This window comes from Hoylesella shahii, from assembly GCF_937990675.1.
Lineage (GTDB): Bacteria > Bacteroidota > Bacteroidia > Bacteroidales > Bacteroidaceae > Prevotella > Prevotella shahii.
Genome location: NZ_CALKQY010000004.1, coordinates 24,931 through 48,933, shown reverse-complemented (window position 1 = coordinate 48,933; position 24,003 = coordinate 24,931). Strand labels below are relative to the sequence as shown.

The window sequence follows — 24,003 nt, the reverse complement described above, 5'->3', positions numbered from 1 at the left end:
CAAACGTCCTCATTTTATGCATTTTAAACACCAAAACAGTTGATAAACGTTAAATTTGCGCGTAATATAAGAAATAATATCTGTATAATTTGCAATTCACGATAATATTTAATACCTTTGCATTGTGTTTTTCATGGTATTAGATTTAAGGTTAACAAAAGGTTGGGATTCAGCGGAATCCCTTTTTTTATATTCATAAGTTGACAGATAAGTAAGGCACAATACAAGTGAAGAATTACGAAATGTTTGGTCGTTAACATTTATGCACGCTGTGATTTGTGTGTTGGCGGGTTGCAGTGGATATTCATACGTAAAACAATCGGCAAATAATACACGCGATAATAAACTTTAAATCGTCTTTTTTCTTGTTGTAGTAAGGTTTATGCAGCGTAGAATAAACAAATAGGCTAATGCTTGTTACACAATGTAAACAAGAGCAAATGTTGTGCTATCAACATGTAAAAACAGTGTGTTTTTTATGGTGTCCTTTTTATTTGCACGTATCACATAAATATTATACCTTTGCAATCGCAATTTACTAAAAACAAAATAGATAAACTATCTACATCATTACAATAATAAATAAGAAGATGCTTAAACACTGTAACGCATTGCAGCCCATTGCAAATAGGGCTGCTCTGTTGGCTTGTTTGGTGCTCTCGCCCACAACATGGGCCATGGCTACCACAAGCAACACGCATCCTAATGCAACATCTTTGCAACAAACAACGCGCAAAACCGTATCAGGAACGGTGACAGATGCCAATGGCGAACCGCTGATTGGCGTTAGCGTGAGGAGCAGAGATGGCAAAGGAGGTACCATTACCAACATCGACGGACATTTCTCGATGCAAGCAAACGATGGAGAAACCATCGAAGTGTCGTATGTGGGCTATGCCACACAAACGCTAAAGGTGAACACCACGTCGCCCATGACCATCGTTATGGAAGAAGACAAGAAGCTACTGAACGAGGTGGTGGTGACGGCTTTGGGTATTAAACGCGAAGCAAAGGCCCTTACTTACAATGTGCAAGACCTCAAGGGAAGTGAGGTTACGCGCGTGAGAGACGCCAACTTTGTGAACGCTTTGGCTGGAAAAATAGCCGGTGTAACCATCAATCAAAACGCTTCGGGCGTGGGCGGCTCGTCAAGAGTGGTGATGCGCGGTACCAAATCGCTATTCGGCGAGAACAATGCCTTATATGTTCTTGATGGTATTCCCATGCAAGGACTACGCACAAAGCAAAGCGACAACTTCTACGAGTCGGTTGAAGTGGCCGACGGCGATGGTATTTCAAACATCAACCCCGATGATATCGAAAGCATGTCGGTGCTAACGGGTGCTTCGGCTGCTGCTCTTTATGGTAATCGTGGTGCCAATGGTGTTATCCTTATCACCACAAAGAAAGGCACAGTGGGGCGTCCTAAGGTATCGTTCTCTAACAGTACCACCTTCTCTAGCCCATTCGTAACGCCCAAATTCCAAAACACCTACGGACGAAAGGAAGGCGAATTTGCTAGCTGGGGCGAGAAATTGGATAACCCTTCTAATTACAATCCCCTCGATTTCTTTAAAACGGGCTTCAATGTTTCTAACTCTGTGGCGCTGTCTACGGGTAGCGAAACCAGTCAAACACATATTTCAGCAGGTGCGGTTAATGCAGGTGGCATTGTGCCCAACAACCGTTACAATCGCTATAACTTCACATTCCGCAACTCGTGGGATGTGGTTAAGGATGTGTTGCAATTGGATTTCACCTTGCTTTACGTAAAGCAGAACACGAAGAATGGTATTGGCCAGGGTATGTTCTACAACCCCTTGGTGCCCACTTACCTCTTCCCACCCAGCGACGACATCAATCGTTATGCCGTTTACGAAATGTTTAACGCCGTTAGAAGCTTTAAAACACAGAACTGGCCTTATGGAAACATGGGTCTTGGCATACAAAACCCCTTCTGGATTGTTAATCGCAACCAGTTTGATACCAAGCGCGAGCGTTTCATTGCTAGCTTCTCGGCTCGCTGGAACATCACCTCGTGGCTTAATATCCTAGGTCGTGCACGCATGGACAATGCTTATACCGACTTCGAACGCAAACTTTATGCCTCTACCGACGGACTATTCTCTAAGCCAGCAGGTAACTGGATGACGCAAGATGATAAGAATTCGTCTACCTATCTCGATTTCCTCGTTAACGTAGACAAACGTTTTGGCGACGATTGGCACCTATTGGCCAACCTCGGAGGTAGCTATTTCGACGAGCGTTATAAGAGTAAGACCTTCGAAGGCAACCTTGTGCGAGTGCCAAACTTCTTCCATCCCTCTAATATGTCGCCTGCAGAGAGCACAACAGCGCACGCCAACCTGCACACACAAACGCAATCGTTCTACGGAAAGGTTGAAGTGGGCTACCGCAACTTCCTCTTTGCCGATGCCACAGGTCGTGTAGACTACTTCTCTACGTTGCTTGGCACTGGCAGCAACCACGTGTTCTATCCCTCTGTTGGTGCTTCGGTGCTGCTCACCGAGGTGCTTCCCTTGCCCAAAGAGATATTCTCACTATGGAAGATACGTGGTAGTTACGCCCAAGTGGGTAACCCCCCGTCGCCCTATCTCACAAGCGATGCGGTGGCTCTTTCTAATGGAACTCCCACCAGCAACGCCCATACGCCCGCTTATCACCTCAAACCTGAGATGACAAAGGCCTTTGAATTGGGTATGGACTTGCGCCTCTTTGGTAATAAACTCAACATTGCCGCCACCTATTATAATAGTAACACCTACAACCAACTGTTCCGTTACAAGCTTCCTCCTAGCTCTGGATACGAGTTTGCCTACGAAAACGCTGGTAAGGTGAACAACTGGGGTATTGAACTTAGCACCACTTACAACCAGAAATTAGGTCCTGTAGACTGGACTGCAAACCTGGTTTACTCGCTCAACCGTAACGAAATCAAGGAACTTTTGCCCGAATACGTCACCGATCACACCACAAACACCACGGTGAAAGCACCAACAGAGTTTGAAGTTTCATCGGCCGAATCGTACAAAATGATTCTTCGTCAGGGCGGAACAATGTCGGATATCTACGCTTCTCACCTCAAACAAGACTATCAAGGCAACATCCTTGCAACTGGCGGTGTACAAAAAGACGATAACGACTTTGTGAAAGTGGGCTCGGCTGCACCACGTTATAACATCTCATTGCGCAACACCTTTGCTTGGAAAGGCATCGAATTGGGCTTCATGCTCGATGCACGCGTGGGTGGAGTAGTGGTTTCGGCCACACAAGCACTTATGGACCAGTTTGGTGTTTCTCAACAAACGGCCGACGCTCGCGACGCTGGAGGTGTGAAAGTAAACAATGGTTTAATCAATGCAGAGCAATATTACGGTGTGGTTGCTGGCGGACGAACTGGCCTTTTGGCTCATTACGCATACAGTGCCACGAATGTTAGACTGCGCGAGATGTCTATTTCTTACGACCTTCCTGCTTCTTGGTTTGCCAATAAGCTAAAAGTGAACGTGTCGCTAACAGGACATAACCTGCTGATGCTCTACAATCGAGCACCCTTCGACCCAGAATTAACCGCCAATACTGGCACCTATTATCAAGGGTTCGACTATTTTATGCCTCCCAGCCAGCGTAGTTTGGGCTTCGGCGTGAAGGTTAATTTCTAACCAAACATCTTAAAACAAGCAACAATGAATAAACATTTCATAAAGCTATGTGCACTTGTAGCGTTGTGCACGCCTATATATGGCTGTCTCGACTCTAGTCTTAACGACGACCCCGACAAGGTACACGTTAGTCGTTTGGCGCAAGATAACTTGTACGGAACTTATCTTACCACGCTGCAACGCAACGTGGTGGCCGAAGACCAAAACGATTTTCAGCTCACAGAAGACCTCTTTGGCAATATGTATGCTGGCTATTATGCTGGCACGCAAAGCTGGGAGGGTGGATATAATGCCACTACTTATGTGTTCCCCGATGGCTGGAAAGACCGCCCTTTCTCGGTGGCTTACACCAAGGTGATGAGCAATTGGCAACAACTGCGACTCAAAACCGACTCCTCGAGCGTGCTCTTTGCCGTGGGCGAAGTGGTGAAGGTTGAGGCTATGCATAAAACAACCGACATCTATGGGCCTATCCCCTACACTCGTTTTGGACTGCAAACGCCTGTGCCCTACGATTCGCAGAAGGATGTTTACATGCGTTTCTTCAGCGAACTAGACCATGCCATTGGCGTGCTAACGGCTTTCGACAGACTTAACCCCAGTGCTAAGCCTCTCAGCAATTTCGACCTTATCTACGGAAGCGACCTTAAAAAGTGGATTCGTTTTGCCAATTCGCTCAAACTTCGCTTGGCCATTCGCTGCCATAAGGCTTACGATGGTGCTCAAGCACTGGCCGAAGCTGCTGTAAACAACGATTATGGCGTGATTGAAGAAAATGAAGACAACGCCGTAATGCAAACCGTGGGCGCGCTTTCGTTCACGTATAACAACCCCTTCTATAATATTTATAGCACCGAGGGCTACAACGAAGACCGCATGAGCGCATCAATGGATGCTTACCTTAACGGTTTTAGCGACCCCCGTTTGTCTAAGTTCTTTGCTCCCGCTATTGATGGACAGTATCGAGGCATGCGTAATGGTATGCGCAATGGCAAAAATTTCCAAGGCAACAATAAGCTTTCTGCACCCACTATCACACGTTCCACACCTTATGTTTGGATGAATGCGGCCGAGATGTGGTTGCTTAGAGCCGAAGGTGCATTGCTCGGATGGAACATGGGTGGCACGGCTAAAGACCTTTACGAAGAGGGTGTGCGCACCTCGTTGGCACAACATGGATTGTCTGACAGTGCTGATAACTACCTAGCTAGCACCAACACACCCAGCGCTTACGCTGGAATGAGAGGACTACCAGCTGCCGATGCACCATCGGACATCACGCCTGCATGGGACGATAACGCCACCGATGCTAAGAAACTAGAACGCATCATTACCCAAAAATGGATTGCTATCTATCCTCTTGGCCAAGAAGCATGGAGCGAATTCCGCAGAACGGGCTATCCTAAGCTCTTCCCCGTTGTTGATAACTTTAGTAATGGCAAGGTTAACACCAACATTCAGGTGCGCCGTGTTCCCTTCCCCGCTAGCGAATATATTGGCAATAAGGCCGAAGTGGAGAAGGCTGTGCAACTGCTTGGAGGCGAAGATACGGGTGGAACTAGCCTTTGGTGGGACAAACAATAAATTCCTTGAGGCTATCACTCATTTACATTCATACATCAAACTTAGCTTAAAATGTACACAAAATATATATTAAAGGGACTTGCTACTGGGGTTCTTGCACTGGCAACACTCGCTTCGTGCAACACCAACATCGAGGCTTTAGAAATCATTAAGCCCGAAGTAAAGAGCGAACAGTATTATGCCGACCTTCGTGCTTATAAGCAACGAACCGACCATGAGGTGTTTTTTGGTTGGTTTGGCGGATGGAACACCAAGTCGCCTAACATGAGAGGGTCGCTCAAAAGCGTGCCCGATAGCGTCGACATTATTTCTATTTGGAGCGGAACATACGACCGCGAGGATATGGAATATGTGCAAAACGTAAAGGGAACACGTGTTACCTTTACCATCTTTGCTCACAAAATTCCACAAAATTTCCTCGAAGGCGAAAACCACGACCAAGTAACGCGCGAGGCTATTGAGCGTTATGCCATGGCATTGATTGATACAATGAATACTTATGGCTATCAAGGCATCGACCTCGATTATGAACCGGGCTACCAAGACCCTGCTGGTGGACCCTTCACTGGTCCGCTTGTGGGACCCACTAACGTGTATCCCAACTACCGCGACAACATGGAAATCTTCGTAAAGAAGCTGGGAGAGTTTATTGGTCCTAAGAGTGGAACCGACAAATTGCTCATCATCGACGGTGTGCCTTACGATGTTAAACCCGAATTGGCCGAGTATTTCAACTACGGTGTGGTGCAAGCCTACAATAGCCGAAGCTATTACGACCTGCAAAATCGCTTCAATAGGGCGGCCGCACGTGGATGGAAACCCGAACAATACATCTTTGCTGAAACTTTCGAAGGCGGAATGGCTGCCAATGGCGGTGTTGGTCACTTGCTCGAAGATGGCAAAACGCGCGTTCCTTCTATTCTTGGCATGGCTAGTTTCTTACCCGAATACAATGGTAAGAAAGCCACACGAAAGGGCGGATGCGGAACTTATCACATGGAGAACGATTACGACAACTCGCCCAACTATAAGTTTACCCGCGAGGCTATACAAATTATGCAAAAACATAACGACAACGCCGACACCACTAAACCCTAAAAAAGGAACGCAACAATGAAAAAAATAATCACAAAACTGCCCGCGTTGCTTGCCATTCTCGTGGCTTCTGCATGCAGCAACGGCATTAAAACCTACGACGGACTTTACATCGTGGGTACGCAAGGCAAAGAGGTTACCACCACTCTCACCGTCGACGATGTGCCTTCGGCTATCGCTGTGAACGTGGCTGCTAGCGAAACGGTGGAACAGAACACCACCGTTACGCTCAAAGCTGCACCCGAACTGGTGGAAGCTTTCAATAAAGAGCATCACAAAAACTACGAATTGCTGCCTCAAGAGGCTTATAAGCTGGAAAATGCTGCCCAAACCATTGCTCAAGGTAAGCACATTTCGGAGATGGGCACTAAGCTCACCATCATCAATCGCGATGCAATGAAGTTTGGTACCACCTATGTTCTGCCCATTAGTATTGACGGTGTGAAGGGCACTAGCATGCCTGTTATCGAGGCTTCGCGCACCATCTACGTGGTGGTTAATCAGGTTATTGTTACCAAAGCGGCCGACTTGGATGCACCTTGGCGTTTCTATTATGCCGACTTTAGTAATAACACGGGACGTTTCGACACGCATGCCATGAAGAGTGTTACCTTTGAGGCGCGCGTAAGGTTCAAAAAAATGAACTCCTCGAGCGTAAAATGGTGCTACTCCGTTATGGGATTGGAAGAAAATCTCTGCTTAAGAACGGCTGGAAGTGCTGCCGATGGATGGAAATTACAGCTGGGCGACCCCAACCACATGGACTCGCGCGATGTGCTTCCTAATGATAAATGGGTGCACTTGGCTTGTGTTTACAATGGCGAAACAGGCAAAAAGTACATCTATATCAATGGCGAACTGCAAGCCGAAACAACAGATAGTCGCCGAACAATTAATCTGGCCAATGCCTATGGACAAAACGACTTCTTCTATATCGGACAATCGGCCAGCGACGACAGATGTATGGAAGGATGGGTTAGCGAGGCGCGCGTTTGGGCAACTGCCAGAACGGCTGCCGAACTCAAGAACAATGTATGCTGGGTAGACCCCACTTCGAAAGACCTGGTGGCCTACTGGCGTTTTAACGAGGCACAAGCACAGGGCAATAAATGGGTTGTTACCGACCTAACGGGTAATGGCTTCAATGCTTATTACTTCTCTTGGCCCGATGGACAAACGCCTCAATTTGTTGATGCTGTTCGCTGTCCCGAATAGTTTCTGGCTCTTGGCCCGCACATTTGTTTGCGATGGTGCCCCGGCAGCGCTAACGTCTGCTGGTGGTAGTGCCATCTTGTAGGGCTAACCGTTTACAACCACGGGGAGAAGTGCACGTAATTGCGCTTCTCCCCTTTTTGTTTTTGGTGGCTTTTGCTCTTCTTAGGCATCGTCTTGCACAATACTTCTGCCTCCAAAAACATGCTTTACAGCCAAGGCTCTGGCCTTACAGTTGTTTTTACTCCCCCCTTTTCTTTGTGGTTTTGCCTACATGTGCTAAATTTGCATCTGCTTAACACCTGGCCATATGGGCACTTAGGGCAGCCAATCGTTGCCCAGCCCGCACCTGGCCATCACTTCAAGCCATTATGGAATCATTAAAAGAGAAAACAGCTAAGGGCTTATTTTGGGGCGCAATAAACAATTTGCTGATGCAACTCATCGGCATGGCCGTGGGTATTGCGCTGGGCCGATTGCTCGACACCACCGATTATGGCATGATTGCCATGATTAGTGTGTTTTCGCTTGTGGCCAACGAACTGCAAAACAGTGGCTTCAAAGCAGCCCTTAACAACCTCAAACAACCCGAACACAGCGATTACAACTCGGTTTTCTGGTTTAATATCGGCATGGGCCTTGCGCTTTATGCCCTGCTTTTCTTGTCTGCTCCGCTCATTGCCCATTATTACCACACGCCCCAGCTAGTGCCTTTGTGCCGTTATGCTTTTCTTTCGCTCATCTTTTCTAGCTTCGGCACAGCCCAGTCGGCCTATTTGGCCAAGCACATCATGGCCAAGCAGGTGGCCAAAGCCAATCTCACCAGCACCATCGTATCGAGTCTCACGGGCGTGTTCATGGCTTGGAAGGGCTACGCTTATTGGTCGTTGGCCACCCAAACCAACCTTTACGTGCTGCTCAACACGCTGCTTTATTGGCATTACTCGCACTGGCGACCCACGTTCCAGATAGATTTCGGCCCTGTTAGGCGCATGTTTAAGTTTAGCAGCAAACTGCTATTCTCGGCCATTCTTGCCGACATCAACAACAATGTGATGAACCTTTTGTTGGGTCGTTATTATTCGGCTGCTAGCACAGGTGCCTACAATCAGGCTTATCAATGGCACTCCAAGGCCTTTTTCTTAATTCAAGGCATGCTAACACAGGTGGCGCAGCCCGTGTTGGTGGATGTGGGCAGCGAGCGCGAACGGCAATTGCGCGTGCTTCGCAAGATGATGCGCCTGGCTTCTTTTCTCTCTTTCCCCTTGCTTTTTGGTTTGGGCATGGTGTCGCACGAGTTCATTCTCGTGGCCATCACCAGCAAATGGGCTCAGAGTGCCGAGTTTATGCGCCTGCTTTGTATTAGTGGTGCGTTTGTTCCGCTGTCGTTTTTGCTTTCCAATTTGGTGATAAGCAAGGGCTGCTCTTCGGTATATCTTTATGTCAATTTGGGTTTGGTGGTGTCTCAAGTGTTGGCTATGCTGTTGCTTTATCCCTTCGGCATCAAGTGTATGATATGCACGCTTGTGGTGCTTAACATTCTTTGCTTTGGTGTTTGGGGTTTCTTTGCGCGCCGTTTGGCCGATTACAAGTTTCGGTTTCTTGCTCGCGACACGCTCCCCTTTGCCCTTGCTGCCCTTGGCGTTATGGCCTTTACGTGGTTTTTAACCCAGCAAATCACGTTGTTGCCTTTGCTTTTGGCTGTGCGCGTGGTTGTGGCTGGCGTGCTTTATTTGGGTATCATGAAGTTGGCCAACGTGGATGTGTTTAACGAGATGCTGGCTTTTGTGATGCGAAAGCGGGGTTAAACAATTGTTTTTTGTAAAAATATCGCACCGAATTTTACCTTTATTACGCCCTTCTTTGCTCGCTGCGCCTACGTTGCTCCGATTTTTGGGCGTATTTCGCAAGTTTTATAAATACTTGCTACTTAGAGTTTTAGGTCGAAAATAAGGCTTTTTTAGGGGTAAAAACCACCTTCTAGCGTGCTAAAAGCAGCATTTTTGGTGTAAAAGATAGCATTTTAGCGTGCTAACTGCTACATATTACCATGCTAACTGCTACATATCACACTGCGTTTAGTAAGAGTTAGCCTTGCAAAAACCACCTTTTTGAGGTGAAAGTTGGCCTTTGGGCAGGTCCAAATTTTGTTGTTCGGGGCGAAATAGAAAGCTAAAAACTAGGTTTTTGCCACAATTCACACTCCAAACAGCGTTCCTTGAAGTTGCAAATTGTGGCTTTCGAGGGTAAAAACATAGGTTTTTGCACGCATCTTTTTCTAGAATGGTTGGTTTAAAAACTGCGTTTTGTAAAATAAAAATAACACATTTAACAATTCTGATACCTATAACTTGCTATCTCTCCCCTTAGTTGTTAGCCCTTGCAAAGTGCAGTGCGCCAACACCCATACGCGCATAATGCAGCGTTCGTTGCCCATAATCGCGGTTAAAGACTTATTTATATGACTAGTAAAGAGCATAAAAGCTTGAAACACAGAGCCTGTTATCCCCTTTTTTAGGTATTGTTTGTTTGGTTATTAATACCTAATTTTGCAAAGCAGATGCCACGCATCTCCATCTAATAATCAATAAAAGCGAATGTTCAAAATCTGTTTTGCCATCCTTTTACTTACGATGAGCCATTTAACCACTGCCAATGCACAAGGCGTATTGCTCGGCGGAACCATCAAAGCCAAGGCCGATGGGACACCAGTGGAGTATGCAACCGTGATGCTTAAAGAGTGCGAGCTGTGGGCCATCACCGACAGTAAGGGGCGTTTTGCCATCAAAAACGTGCCAACGGGCAACGTTACGCTCACTGTGCGCTGTCTTGGCTTTGCCACATACACCGCTGCCCTCAACATCAAGGCTAGCATGCCGTCGCTAAATATCGCCCTAAATGCCGACAACCTCAAGCTTAACGAGGTGGAAGTGGTGGCCAAACGCAAAGCCGACGTGGGCACCACCAGCTACACCATCGACCGCCTGGCTCTCGACAATCGGCAAGCGCTGAACCTTGGCGACATCATGAGTTTGCTTCCCGGTGGCAAAACCTGGAACAGTTCTCTGCTTCGCGACACTCGCATTGCCCTTCGCAGCAGTGGTGGCGAGATGGGTAACGCCTCGTTTGGTACGGCTATCGAGGTGGATGGCATGCGACTAGACAATAACGCCACGCCTGGCGAAACGCTCGGAGCGGGCACGCGCACCCTTAGCACGGCCAATATCGAGAGCGTTGAGGTGGTTACGGGCGTGCCTTCGGTTGAATATGGCGACCTAAGCAATGGTGTGGTGAAGGTGAACACACGCCGTGGCAAGTCGCCTTTTATTGTTGAAGCCAAGTTAAACCAAAACACGCGCCAAGTGGCACTAAGTAAAGGCATCGACCTAGGCGGTAAATGGGGATTGTTTAACTTCTCCATGGAGCACGCTCGCACCTTTGGCGACATCACTTCGCCCTACACGGCCTATCAACGCAATGTGCTCTCGGCGCATTATATGCATGTATTGATGCGTCACAGCATGCCCTTGACGCTCAACATCGGTCTTACGGGCAATGTGGGCGGATATAATTCGAAGGCCGACCCCGACCGCGAACTAGACAGTTATAAGAAAGAACGCGACAACAGATTTACCGCAAACCTCTCGGCCGAGTGGCTAATCAACCGCAAATGGCTCACCAGCGTGGTGCTGAAATCGTCGCTTTCGTATGCCGATCAGCTATACGAGAATTACAGCCACACAAGTTCAGCCACTACACTTCCCTACATCCACACCATGCAAGAAGGCTATTTCGTGGCCTACGATTATGACAAACACCCCTCGTCGGATATCATTCTGGGTCCTACAGGCTATTGGTATGTGCGCAGTTTCAACGATAGTCGCCCCCTAAGTTACGCCTTTAAGTTGAAGGCCGATTGGGTAAAGCGGTTCGCGCGCATATATAATAAGGTGTCGGTTGGGGCCGATTACACAGGCAGTCGCAACCTCGGCCGTGGCACTTACTACGAAGAAGCGCGCCTAACACCCACATGGCGGCCCTACCGTTACCACGAATTGCCCACGCTGAACAACCTTGCCATATATGCCGAAGAACGCCTGAACCTGCCAACGGGTAAGCTTTCGAACATGGAACTGACGGTGGGCGTTCGCAACGACATCAGTCATATTGCCGGTTCGGCCTACGGCACGGCCTCCACACTCTCGCCTCGCGCCAATCTTCGCTATGTGTTTTGGCATGGGCGCCAGGCATGGGTGCGCAATCTTTCGGCGCATGCAGGTTGGGGAAAATCTGTTAAACTGCCCTCGTTTCAAGTGCTCTATCCCAGCACAAACTATATCGACCGACTGGCTTTTACGCCAGGAAGCACGGCCGACAACAAGGCTTACTATGCCTATCACACTTATCCCTCGCAAGCATTGTATAATGCCCACCTGCAATGGCAATACACCAGTCAGGTGGATGTGGGCTTACAAGCCAACATTGGCGGAACACAAATAAATCTCTCGGCCTTTTATCACAAAACATTTAATCCCTATATGGCTGTTGCAGCCTACAAACCCTACACCTATAAATACACTTCGCAAACGGCCTTAGAGGGTTTTGCCATCCCATCGGCCAACCGTCAATATCACATCGACCAGCAAACGGGTGTTGTAACCGTTAGCGACCTCACGGGAGCCAACGGCCCGATACAGTTGCCTTACACCGAGCGACAGGGGTATTTAAGCAACCGCAAATACGAAAATGGGTCTCCTACACAGCGTTTCGGCATAGAGTGGATGGTGGATTTTGCACCTATTAAGGCACTCCGCACATCCTTAAGACTGGATGGCAACTACTATTATTACAAGGGTTTAGACCAAGTGTTGTTTGCCGCAATGCCCACAGCCAGTGGCACGCTCAACGCTCAAGGAAAGCCCTACACGCTCATTGGGCACTATCGAGGTAGCAACAACACCTCCACATCGAGCACATCGTCGCCCTCGGTGGGCAATGGTTCGCTTTCAAAAGAGGCCAATCTCAACATCACACTCACCACACACATACCGCGCATACGCATCATCATGGCCTTGCGTGTGGAATGTTCGCTCTACAACTACGACCGCACACTGTGCGAACTGCCCAACACCACTCGCGGATATGTGGTAGAGAAAGGCGATGACTATTTTGGAACACCCTACACACGCGATGCTCGCGACAAGCATGTGGTGGTGTATCCCGAATATTACAGCACATGGGACGCACCCGAAAAGCTGATACCCTTTGCCGAAAAATTTGCTTGGGCCAAAGACAACGACCCCACATTGTTTAACGATTTGGCCAAGATGGTGGTGCGCACCAACTATGCTTTTATGATGAACCCCAACAACTTGTCGGCTTATTACTCGGCCAACTTCAGCGTAACAAAAGAGATTGGCGACCGTGTGCAACTAATGTTCTATGCCAACAACTTTTGGAACACCATGAGCAAGGTGCGTTCTACACGCACAGGACAAGAAACCTCGCTCTACGGTAGTTCGTATGTGCCCGCCTTTTACTATGGGTTGGGGCTGAAAGTGAAGATATGATGAGGGGATTGAGAGGAGAATAAGTGATGTTTTAAGAAGAATACAAACAACGATGCAGAAGTATAACAACACAATAAAGGCACTGATAATAATGTTAACGACAGGGCTTTTGGGTGCATGTAATTACGAAGAAACCTTCGAAACGGTACCCGTGAGCATTAGGTTGGTGTATCCTGCCAACACCATAGAGCCATATAAGGGTGTACGCGTAGAGTTAAAAGATGCTCGCGCCTCGATATTCGTCGACTCAACCGATGCAGAAGGTATTGCCCACTTTCGTGTTCCAGCAGGCATCTACGATGTAAACAGTTCCTCGTCGTACACTTCCACCGAGTGGAAATACTTCTTCAACGCCTATTTAAACAAGGTTGTTATCAGTGCCGATAGCACAAACAACCTACAGCTAGGACTCAAAATGTCGAAGAAAAAGATACGTAAATAAGTAGGAAGAAAAACCCGAAAAAGAATAAAACCCACATGAAATAATTTACTAATATTATTTTTAGCATGAATAGAATTCTATTTACACTCGCAGCATTTGTTGCTTTACTCTTCGTGCCGCATTCAATGCGAGCCGATGAACAGGGAACGAAGAAGGTGCAATACCTTGTTGTGTTGCAAACAGATGGCACTAAGACCGAGTTTGCATTAGAAGACCAGCCTACATTGTCGTTTAAGGATGGCGATGTGGTTGTAGCCTCCATCAACAAGCAGGTAACATTTTCGATGCAGAATGTTACTAACTACCACTTTGTAACCAAGAATGTGACAACAGGTATTCAAAAGGTGGAAAATACACCGCAATCAACCGATGAACCAACGTTATCGCAAGCCGATGCCTCGGTGTCGGGCTTAAAGGCAGGTACAAAACTGATGGTTTTCTCTATCAACGGACAGCTGATAAAAACCCTCACGGCCACCGAAGATGGACAAGTTAATGTTAATCTCACCGACCTTGTGCCTGGTGTCTATATTATTAAGACTCCCACAAAGAGCTTTAAGGTAATGAAGCGCTAGGCTAATTGCCATTCATCCCTATCTTTGTGCACACTACTTACGTGCATCGCAATGCAGCAGAGCATCGTTCTTACGGAGATGTTTGCACATAAAAACAAAACAATTAATGCAGTAAACACATAAACGATCATCAAATGAAAAAAATATTACTCTCATTGTTTGCCATCATAGCCCTGGCAACAAGCGGTTTCGCACAAACATGGAACATGGTTGTTACACGCGAAGATGGAACGAAAGAGGTTATCCCTGCCTCGAAAGTTAAGAATGTTAGTTTTGAATTGGCCGACCAAAACGTGTCGCAAGTAATCATTAAAGAGCTTTACAATGGTGGTTGCCAGCCCGATAATGGTGGTAGATTTTTCCAGCAGGACCAAGGATTCGTTCTCTATAACAATGGTGGCGAGGTGGCCGTTATCAACAATTTGGCCGTTGGTATTGTAGAACCCTACAACTCGCAAGCACCAAGCAAATGGCTAAAAAACGGCAAGTTGGTATATGACGGACAAGGTTACATCCCTGGTATTCATGGTATTTGGTATTTCCAAGGACCGCTCGTGATGCAGCCTTACTCGCAAATTGTGGTGAATGTTAATGGTGCTATCGACAATACCAAGACCTATTCTAAGTCGGTTAACTATGCAAACAAGGAATATTATGCCATGTACGACCCCGAATCGGGATACAACAATGAGCGTTATTACCCCTCTCCATCAGAGCTTATCCCCACTTCTCATTATCTAAAAGCGGTTGAATATGGACAAGGTAATGGCTGGACACTTAGCGTTACATCGCCTGCCATGTTTATTTTCCAAACCCAAGGCGTTACACCACATGCCTATGCTAGCAATGTGGCTAACATTATCTATGCTCCAGGAGCAGCCGTTAATAAGGTGAACGCCGATTTGAAGATACCTAACGATTGGGTTATCGATGGTATCGAGGTGTTTAGCGCGGCTTATATCGCCAAAAATGCTAAACGCTTGCCTGCCGAAATAGATGGTGGAAGCGTGCTGCTTACCAACCAATTGGGTTACACGCTCTATCGCAACGTGGATAAAGAAGAAACCGAAAAACTACCCGAAAACCAAGGAAAACTGGTGTATGGCTACACGATGGGCGTGTCTACGGGCGACCCCAGCGGTATCGATGCCGAGGCTTCGATAAAGAATGGCGCACATATTATATATATGGACACCAATAACTCTACCAACGACTTCCACGAAAGGAAGGCTTTCTCCATTAAAGGAAAGTAAATTGGCAAGTTGGAAAATTAACGAGTTAACAAATTAACAAGATGAAAACGCTCTGCCACGTGCGTGGCTTGGCTTAACAAAAAGGGGCTTTGGGGGCTGTTTTCTAGGAGTTCTAAGATAACTAGAATATCTAGAATCCCTAGAATCCCTAGAATCCCCAGAACCCCTAGGATAATATGAACAACTGGGATGCCTAAAATTATTAGAACCCAAGCCCCCAAACCCCCTAACGCTTAGCCCTTATAACCCTTTAATAACCCCATTCGCCCTGTGTTATCACTCCTTTTACTCGCCCTTCCCCTGGCATCGGCCAATGTTGAGGCCAGCCAACAGCATGTGTTTCGCGACTTTAATTACGTGAAACAATCCCAACCGTGGCTCACTTCGACCAACGCTGCCGCACTAACACGTTATCAAAAGGCCAATATCTCGTTGGCCGAAGTGAGGGGCAGCATGGCCAAAGGCGACCTCGTGGACTACTCCCAGTCCTCCAACGTGCTGCAAGCAGGTGCGATGGTTGAATCGTTCTTCCGCATCAACACCCACACAGTGGTTTATGGGCGAATGGATTACGACAACTTTTCGGGTAAAAACATGTTGGGCTCGGTGTTCATCAATCCCGAACGCAAACCATTCGACCTATCCGAAGACTCGCTAACCAATCCCGGCAACAAACATCGCGACACCTATAACCTTGTGGGAGCAGTGGGAATAGACCTCTGGCGAGGCTTGGCCGTGGGCGCAAAGGTAGACTACACCGCCGCCAACTACGCCAAATACAAAGACCTTCGCCACCGAAACAGCCTGATGCAATTAAACCTCTCGCTGGGCATTGCAGCCCCAATAGGTAAAAAATGGATGCTGGGTGCCAACTACATCTATGCCCGAAGCACCGAGAGTTTGCGCTTTGTGACCTATGCCCGAATGGAGAAAGTGTATAAAACACTGGTGGATTACGGCGCGTTTACGGGCGAAGTGGAACAGTTTGGCAACAGGGGTTACACCGACGACACGCAAGAACAGCCTTTACTCGACGAGCAAAACGGGCTGGCCTTGCAGGCAGAAAGCAATTTGGGGCGTGGGTTTTCGCTCTTTGTTGGCGCACAGATGATGCACCGAAGCGGATTTTATGGGCGCAACTCGCCTTATTCTATTGTGCATTTTAAACACCAGGGCAACAACTATGCGCTGCAATTGGTGCTGAATAAAAACTCCTCGCATAGTAAACAACAGCTGTCGCTAGGCTATACCAACGAGTTGTTGACCAATCATAAAACCACTTATCGTGAAAACCAAACGGCAACAGGTAGTTCGTTTTACGAATATTTCGACCCCCTAAAAACATCCAACAAACGCTGGAGCAGCATGAAACTGGCCTATACGGCATGGTTAAAATGCTTTGGCGACATCGCGCATTGGACCATCTCGGCCTCTTTGCAAACCAACAGCCGACAAATATCGGCCTATCTCTACCCCTACGTTCAGCGACAACAGTTGCATACCAACCAGTTGTCGTTGCTAGTAACCCGCAACATCCTCATCAAAACAGGTGCTGTTCTATCTTTTACGGGTGGTATAAGCAGGCAATGGGGTGGAGGGCAGCCCTATGAAACAGCCCTTTTGGCCACACCAAGCGACAAACAACAACCCCCTACGCTGATGGAAGCCTATCTCTATCGCAACCATCACCTGCTAACAGCACCCCAATGGGGCGTGCATGCCGCTGCCAAATATGCCTTTGGCCTACGCCATCTGCCCATGCCCTTATATGTTCGTGCAGAAACAACATGGCGCCGCACCACCCAAGCCTCGCCCTGGATAGACAATCAGCACCGCACCCAAGCCACAATGGCCATAGGATGTACCTTCTAACACGTTATTAAACATTATTGCTATGCAAACAAGATTGATAAGATGGGCAAGCGCTTGCTTACTCTTGATGCCCACGCTGCTGTGGGCACAGCCCTTAAAAATAGATAATAGCTATCGCACAGGAAAACTGAAAAATGGTCTAACTTATTTTGTTAGACATAATGCCAAAGAGCCAGGAGTGGCCGATTTTTATATCGCACAACGCGTGGGAAGTATTCTTGAAGAGCCTCGCCAACGCGGTTTGGCCCACTTTTTAGAGCACATGGCCTTCAACGGAACAAAGCATTTTCGCAATGATGGCACCTCTCCAGGCATCGTTCCTTGGTGCGAAACTATCGGCGTGAAGTTTGGTACTAACCTCAATGCCTACACCAGCATCGACGAAACAGTGTATAACATCTCGCAAGTACCCATGAAACGCGCAACAGTGGCCGACTCGGTGCTGCTCATTCTGCACGACTGGAGCCACTATTTGCTGCTGCAGGATAAAGAGATAGATAAAGAACGGGGCGTGATACACGAAGAATGGCGAACACGAAGGGCCAAAATGGCAGCGCAACGTATGAACGAAAAATTGCAACCCACCATCTTTAAGGGCTCGAAATACGAAGATTGCATGCCCATTGGGTCGATGGATATTGTTGATAATTTTCCTTATAAAGACCTTAAAGACTATTACAACAAATGGTATCGACCCGACTTGCAGGCTATTGTGGTGGTGGGAGACATCGACGTAAACGACATGGAAGCTAGAATAAAACGCGTGTTCGCAGATATTCCCATGCCTAAAAATCCAGCCAAACGTGTTTATTATCCCGTGCCCGATAATAAAAAGATGATTGTGGCTGTGGAAAAAGATAGCGAACAGCCCATTGTGCTGGCTGCTCTGTATATGAAACACCCCGCAACACCCTTTGCACTGAAAGCCCAAACCAGCTATGTGCGCGACGGATATATTGAAAATCTCATTACATCCATGCTCAACGAACGACTAACCAACCTGAAAAGACTGAACCCTTCGCCCGTGCTGAGTGCATCGGCACGCACTGGTAACTTTCTTGTTGCCCAAACAAAAGAGGCTTTCTCGCTGTCGTTTGGTTGTAAAGAAGACAACATACGCGGTTCGTTTCAAGCCGTTGTGGGCGAGGCCGAACGCGCTCGCCGCTTTGGTTTTACCGCAACCGAACTGCAACGAGCTAAGGCCGACGCGCTGCAACGCGCACAAACGCAATTTGCCGAACGCAACGAGCGCCGCAATCGCGTGTTGGTGATGCAGGCCGTGCGCCATTTTCTCTCGGCCGAACCAATGCTCACACCCGAAGATAAATTGAACTTGGTGAAACGTTTTGATACAGAAGTGTCGCTCAACGAGGTGAACGAGGCCGCCCGAAAGCTCATTTCTAACGAAAACCAAGTGCTAACGGTGCTGGCTCCGCAAAAGGAGGGTTTTGTTTTGCCTAGTAATCAAGAACTGGAACAATACGTTTTGCAGGCACAAGCCGACAACAGCTATCAGCCATACAAGGAAGAAGCCTTGACCACAACACTCATCGAGCATGCGCCAAAGGCTGGAACCATTGTGAGCGAGCAGCCTTACGGAAACTTCGGCGTTACAAAGCTTGTGCTCAGCAACGGCATCGAGGTGTATGTTAAGCCAACCAACTTTGCCGCCGACCAAATAACCATGCGCCTTTGGGGCGAAGGCGGCCTTTCGCTTTGTCCCGAAACCGATGCCCCCAACTTCTCTTTCCTGCCCAATGCCATCGTTGATGGCGGTGTGGGTGCATTCTCGGCCGACCGCTTAGGCAAGATGCTTGCAGGCAAACAGGTGCGCGTTTTGCCCTTTGTTGGACAAGAAACGCAGGGCATCAGCGCACAATCAAATAGCAAAGACCTGGCCACGATGTTTCAATTGGCTTATCTTTACTTCACTGCTCCACGAACAGACGAAGCCGCTTTTGCCTCCAACATCGACCGAAGACGTGCCATGCTGAGAAACAGAAACGCCAATCCGCAAGTGGAATACAACGATTCGCTCTCGATTATTGCCTATGGACCCAACGAACGCACCGCGCCAATGACGCTAGAACGCTTGAATAAGGTGAACTATCAGCGCATTATGCAACTCTATCGCGAACGCTTTGCCGATGCCACAGGCTTTAAAATGCTGCTCGTGGGCAATGTAAACCTCGACTCGCTTCGCCCGCTGCTCTGCCAATATGTGGCCTCGTTGCCCGCTGCTGGAAGGCAAGAAAAGATGGTAAACAACTTTCCGCCGGTGCGCAACGTAAACGAAACGCACATTTTCACTAAGAAGATGAACACGCCCTCGGCCCTTGTTACCATCCTTTATACCTTCGATTTGCCCTACACACCCCAGTCGGACTTGGCCCTTGATGCCCTTCGTCGTGTGCTTTCTATTGCTTATACGGATAGCGTTCGCGAAGAAAAAGGTGGTGCTTATGGTGTGGGTGTGCAATGCGAAATAGACAAATACAGCAATCCTAACGCACTGTTGAAGATTGCTTTCCGCACGGGTCCTGAGAAATATGATGGACTTATGCCCATCGTTTACCGCCAATTGGCACATGTGGCTCAAGGACAAATCAATGCCGAAAGCATACGCAAGATAAAGGCTTACTATAAAAAAGCACATCAACAAGAGGTGATACTTAACGATTATTGGAACACTATTGTGTACCAACAACTGCGCTATGGCATTGATATGCACTCCAATTACGACGCATTGGTAGACCAACTATCGGCTGCAGACATACAACGAGTAGCGCAAACCATCATTAAGAGCAATCGAAGAATTGAGATAACAATGAAATCGGAGTGAGCCACAATACCCCACTTTACGCACATTTATCGCTAAAAAGTATTATCTTTGCAAGAGATAACAACCTAACAATAACCCTTCACTACATGAAGAAAGTATTTTTTTTGGCGGCTTTGGCTGCCCTTAGCTTGCAATCACAAGCCCAATCGGGGGCGAAAAGCAAGCCGAAAAGTTATGCAAACAAGGGTAAGATGATACCGATGACGAGGCTAACGCCAGCCATTAAGGTGGCTGCTGCACAGCCCACGTTCACCGAATGGCACGACTTACAGGTGAACACGCTTAACCGTTTGCCCATGCATACCAACTTCTTCCCCTTCAAAAACTTAGAGGAATGGAAGGTGGGCGACCCTAAACGCTCGGAAAACTATTTGTCGCTGCATGGCGATTGGAAATTTAAATGGGTGGAAAATGCCGACCAGCGTCCTACCGATTTTTACCAAACAACCTTCGATGATGCATCGTGGGGCATGATGCCTGTGCCTGGTATCTGGGAATTGCACGGCTATGGCGACCCTGTTTACTTGAACGTGGGCTTTGCATGGCGTGGACATTTTAAGGATAACCCGCCTGAAGTGCCAGTGAAAGACAACCATGTGGGTAGCTATCGACGCATAATTACGCTGCCCGAGGCATGGGATGGAAAGCAGGTTATTGCCCATTTCGGATCGGTAACATCTAACATCTATCTTTGGGTTAATGGCCATTTCGTGGGCTATTCTGAAGATAGTAAGGTGGCTCCCGAGTTCGATCTCACGCCTTATCTGAAGAAAGGTGAGAACTTAATTGCATTCCAATGCTTCCGTTGGTGCGATGGTTCGTATTGCGAAGACCAAGATTTCTGGCGCTTATCAGGTGTTGCACGCGACACTTATCTCTATGCGCGCGATAAAAAAACCTATCTGGAAGACCTCCGCATCACGCCCGATCTCACCGATAACTACACCAATGGCACACTAAACATTGATGCTAAGACGCAAAAAGGCGTTGAATTGGTGCATCAATTGCTGGATGCAGAGGGAAATATGGTGGCTAGCACAAGCACGCGCAATGGTAAAGCACTGCTAAATGTGCCCAATGTGAAGCGATGGACAGCCGAAACGCCGTACCTATATACGCTGCGAACCATGGTTGTTAACCCTTATTCCAAGAAGGATGCGTCTGCAAAGATGCTGAATGATGAGGCTTATGTGGCCCTAACGAGCCAAAAGGTGGGTTTCAGAAAGGTTGAGATACGCAACGCACAACTGCTGGTTAACGGTAAACCCGTGCTTATCAAGGGTGCAAACCGACACGAGATTGACCCCGATGGTGGCTATGTGGTGAGTCGCGAACGCATGATTCAGGATATCCGCATCATGAAACAACTTAATATTAACGCTGTGCGCACCTGCCATTATCCCGACGATCCTTTTTGGTATGACCTCTGCGACGAGTACGGATTGTATGTTGTGGCCGAGGCAAACCAAGAGTCGCATGGCTTTCAATATGGCGATGATGCGCCCGCAAAGAAGCCTATGTTTGCCTTGCAGATATTGCAACGCAACCAAAACAATGTGGAAACCTACTTCAATCATCCCGCTATCATAACTTGGAGCTTGGGTAACGAAACGGTGGATGGACCCAATTTTGCCGCTGCATACAAGTGGATTAAGGGCTACGACCCAAGTAGGCCCGTGCAATGGGAACGGGGTGGCGTGGATTGTGCTAGCACAGACATCGCTTGCCCAATGTATCGCACACATCAATGGTGCGAAGAATATGCTCAGGGCAACAATCCGCGCCCGCTGATTCAATGCGAATACAACCACACCATGGGTAATAGCTCGGGCGGATTTAAAGAATACTGGGACTTGGTGCGCAAATATCCTAAGTTCCAAGGTGGATTTATTTGGGACTTTGTTGACCAAGGACTTCGCGCTAAAGATAAAAACGGCGTGGAGATATATAAATATGGTGGCGATTATAACGACTACGATCCATCTGATAACAACTTTAACTGCAACGGTATTATCAGTCCCGACCGCGTATATAATCCTCATGCCTACGAAATTGCTTATTGCCACCAAAACATTTGGGCCGAACCTGTTGACTTAAAGGCTGGAAAAATTAGCGTTTATAACGAAAATTTCTTCCGCAATCTGGATAACTATAAGTTGGTTTGGACCGTGCTTAAGAATGGTAAGGCTGTGCAAACGGGCGAAGTGGATAAGCTAAATGTTGAACCGCAACAACGTTGCGAATTGACTTTGCCTATCAAAATGGACGACCTTTGCCCTCATGCCGAACTGATGCTTAATGTGGATTTCGTGCTGAAATCTGCCGAGCCTCTGCTCGAAGCAGGCACTCGCGTGGCCTATAACCAATTTGAAATGCAACAAGGTGCATGTTTCCGCAAGACACCTAAGGCGCCCGAGGTGAACAAAGACACCAAGTTGGTCTTGAAAAACAAGGCGAGCGATACTCAAATCGTGGTGTCTAACAAGCGTTGCACCGTGGCTTTCAACCGCTCAACGGGTCTGCTTTCTACCTACAATGTGGATGGTAAGCCGCTGCTGGGCGAAGGTGGTACGCTCAAACCCAACTTCTGGCGTGCTGTAACCGATAACGATATGGGTGCTGGTGTGCAAAAAAACAATCGTATCTGGCGCGAACCCAAGTTGAGACTGGTGGCTATCAATAGCTTGCTCGATAAGAAAAACAATAAGGCTGACGTGCATGTTGACTATGATATGCCCGAAGTAGGCGCGCAACTAACACTCACTTACAACGTTATGGCTGATGGTTCGGTACGCGTTACTCAGCAGATGACACCCAAAACAGGTGATAAACGTCCGTTCCTTCTTCGTTATGGTATGGTGATGCAGTTGCCTTACGATATGCAAGTGAGCGAGTTTTACGGTCGCGGACCAATCGAAAATTATGCCGACCGTAAGCTTTCGCAGAACGTTGGTATATATAAACAAACCGCCGACGAACAATTTTATCCTTACATCCGCCCACAAGAAACAGGCACCAAGAGCGACATTCGCTGGTGGAAACAAACCGATGACAATGGTTTTGGCTTCAAAATTGTGTCGCCCGAGTTGTTCTCGGCTAGTGCATTGCACTATTCCATCGACGACTTAGATGAAGGATTGGACAAAGCACAACGCCATTCGCCACAAGTTCCAAAGTCTAAATACACCGAACTTTGCATCGACTTGGGTCAAACGGGTGTAGGTGGTGTTAACAGTTGGAGCAGCGAAGCCATTGCTCTGCCGCCTTATCGCCTGCCCTATAAGCAATACACGTTTACGTTTATGCTTGTTCCGCAGAAGTAAAGATACTTTTATGGCACTTTGAAACTTATTCCAAAGTGCCATAAAAGCCTGCAAATGGCCTCTAATTAAATGCAAATGGGGGTGCGCCACATGTGGTGCACCCCCTCGTTATTTATGTAATAAGCAACTTTTTACAACAGCTATCCTATGCAAAGATGTGTTGCGACATGCTTTACGTCGCTAGTTGCTTCGAGATTGACAGCCCGCCCCCGTTCCGTAAGGTAAGCCCTAACCAATGCGGAATTTGTCCGGGGGCGGCGTAGGCTTTTGTATTATCTATGGTATTTAAATTATTGTCTCTACTTGATATTGCAAAGTTACGTTTTATTTTACTATGCTCAAAGCAATTTAACTAATTTTTTTGAAGGTTGACAAAAATAGTAAGCGCGTTGTTTGTTTTGTGAAGTTATGAAAAGAATAGATTATAAGGCATCGTTTTGATGCATAACTGGGCTAAGTGCCTAGCAATAAGCAAGAAGAATGTTGCGAAATGCTGTCGTAATGCTGTGATTTTGTCGTTATTTGTCTGCAAAAACACATGGTTGTGTGGTT

The 24,003-nt window shown here is 47.6% G+C and carries 12 protein-coding genes; all 12 read left to right on the top strand.

Translation table 11 applies throughout. The annotated features are described in order from the left end of the window. Positions 1–590: 590 nt before the first annotated feature. The gene (locus QME03_RS00810) at positions 591–3,683 is read left to right on the top strand and encodes a SusC/RagA family TonB-linked outer membrane protein (RefSeq protein WP_281723147.1); all 3,093 of its coding nucleotides are present in this window, start codon (positions 591–593) and stop codon (positions 3,681–3,683) included. A 24-nt stretch (positions 3,684–3,707) separates the two neighbouring features. Next, complete coding sequence (locus QME03_RS00805) at positions 3,708–5,267, top strand: RagB/SusD family nutrient uptake outer membrane protein (protein WP_281723146.1); 1,560 nt, start codon at positions 3,708–3,710, stop codon at positions 5,265–5,267. 51 nt (positions 5,268–5,318) lie between these two features. Then, positions 5,319–6,365 carry a glycoside hydrolase family 18 gene (locus tag QME03_RS00800; RefSeq protein ID WP_110370409.1) on the top strand — a complete coding sequence of 349 codons (1,047 nt, stop codon included), beginning with the start codon at positions 5,319–5,321 and terminating at the stop codon, positions 6,363–6,365. Positions 6,366–6,380: 15 nt separating this feature from the next. Then, positions 6,381–7,577 (top strand): BT_3987 domain-containing protein, encoded by a 1,197-nt coding sequence (locus tag QME03_RS00795; RefSeq protein ID WP_281723145.1) that lies wholly within the window; start codon positions 6,381–6,383, stop codon positions 7,575–7,577. A 368-nt stretch (positions 7,578–7,945) separates the two neighbouring features. Beyond that, positions 7,946–9,382, top strand: coding sequence for a lipopolysaccharide biosynthesis protein (locus QME03_RS00790; RefSeq protein ID WP_281723144.1), 1,437 nt, complete (start codon positions 7,946–7,948; stop codon positions 9,380–9,382). Positions 9,383–10,171: 789 nt separating this feature from the next. Continuing rightward, entirely contained in the window at positions 10,172–13,144 is a 2,973-nt protein-coding gene (locus tag QME03_RS00785) for a carboxypeptidase-like regulatory domain-containing protein (protein ID WP_281723143.1), read from the top strand. A gap of 52 nt (positions 13,145–13,196) precedes the next feature. After that, positions 13,197–13,586, top strand: coding sequence for a hypothetical protein (locus QME03_RS00780; RefSeq protein WP_281723142.1), 390 nt, complete (start codon positions 13,197–13,199; stop codon positions 13,584–13,586). A 65-nt stretch (positions 13,587–13,651) separates the two neighbouring features. Beyond that, complete coding sequence (locus QME03_RS00775) at positions 13,652–14,161, top strand: T9SS type A sorting domain-containing protein (RefSeq protein WP_281723141.1); 510 nt, start codon at positions 13,652–13,654, stop codon at positions 14,159–14,161. A gap of 134 nt (positions 14,162–14,295) precedes the next feature. Continuing rightward, a complete protein-coding gene (locus QME03_RS00770; RefSeq protein WP_281723140.1) occupies positions 14,296–15,414 on the top strand; it encodes a DUF4876 domain-containing protein in 1,119 nt (372 codons plus the stop codon). Between the two features lie 270 nt (positions 15,415–15,684). Further along, on the top strand, positions 15,685–17,286 hold the full coding sequence (locus tag QME03_RS00765; protein ID WP_281723139.1) for a DUF6850 family outer membrane beta-barrel protein: 1,602 nt from the start codon (positions 15,685–15,687) through the stop codon (positions 17,284–17,286). 22 nt (positions 17,287–17,308) lie between these two features. Further along, the gene (locus tag QME03_RS00760; protein ID WP_281723138.1) at positions 17,309–20,128 is read left to right on the top strand and encodes a M16 family metallopeptidase; all 2,820 of its coding nucleotides are present in this window, start codon (positions 17,309–17,311) and stop codon (positions 20,126–20,128) included. 86 nt (positions 20,129–20,214) lie between these two features. Further along, positions 20,215–23,451: a glycoside hydrolase family 2 TIM barrel-domain containing protein gene (locus tag QME03_RS00755; RefSeq protein ID WP_281723137.1), complete on the top strand. Its 3,237-nt coding sequence runs from the start codon at positions 20,215–20,217 to the stop codon at positions 23,449–23,451. The last annotated feature ends 552 nt before the right edge of the window (positions 23,452–24,003 follow it).

Coding starts and splice junctions, on each gene's coding strand:
- QME03_RS00810 (WP_281723147.1), top strand. CDS start 591: ATGCTTAAACACTGTAACGCATTGCAGCCCATTGCAAATAGGGCTGCT.
- QME03_RS00805 (WP_281723146.1), top strand. CDS start 3,708: ATGAATAAACATTTCATAAAGCTATGTGCACTTGTAGCGTTGTGCACG.
- QME03_RS00800 (WP_110370409.1), top strand. CDS start 5,319: ATGTACACAAAATATATATTAAAGGGACTTGCTACTGGGGTTCTTGCA.
- QME03_RS00795 (WP_281723145.1), top strand. CDS start 6,381: ATGAAAAAAATAATCACAAAACTGCCCGCGTTGCTTGCCATTCTCGTG.
- QME03_RS00790 (WP_281723144.1), top strand. CDS start 7,946: ATGGAATCATTAAAAGAGAAAACAGCTAAGGGCTTATTTTGGGGCGCA.
- QME03_RS00785 (WP_281723143.1), top strand. CDS start 10,172: ATGTTCAAAATCTGTTTTGCCATCCTTTTACTTACGATGAGCCATTTA.
- QME03_RS00780 (WP_281723142.1), top strand. CDS start 13,197: ATGCAGAAGTATAACAACACAATAAAGGCACTGATAATAATGTTAACG.
- QME03_RS00775 (WP_281723141.1), top strand. CDS start 13,652: ATGAATAGAATTCTATTTACACTCGCAGCATTTGTTGCTTTACTCTTC.
- QME03_RS00770 (WP_281723140.1), top strand. CDS start 14,296: ATGAAAAAAATATTACTCTCATTGTTTGCCATCATAGCCCTGGCAACA.
- QME03_RS00760 (WP_281723138.1), top strand. CDS start 17,309: ATGCAAACAAGATTGATAAGATGGGCAAGCGCTTGCTTACTCTTGATG.
- QME03_RS00755 (WP_281723137.1), top strand. CDS start 20,215: ATGAAGAAAGTATTTTTTTTGGCGGCTTTGGCTGCCCTTAGCTTGCAA.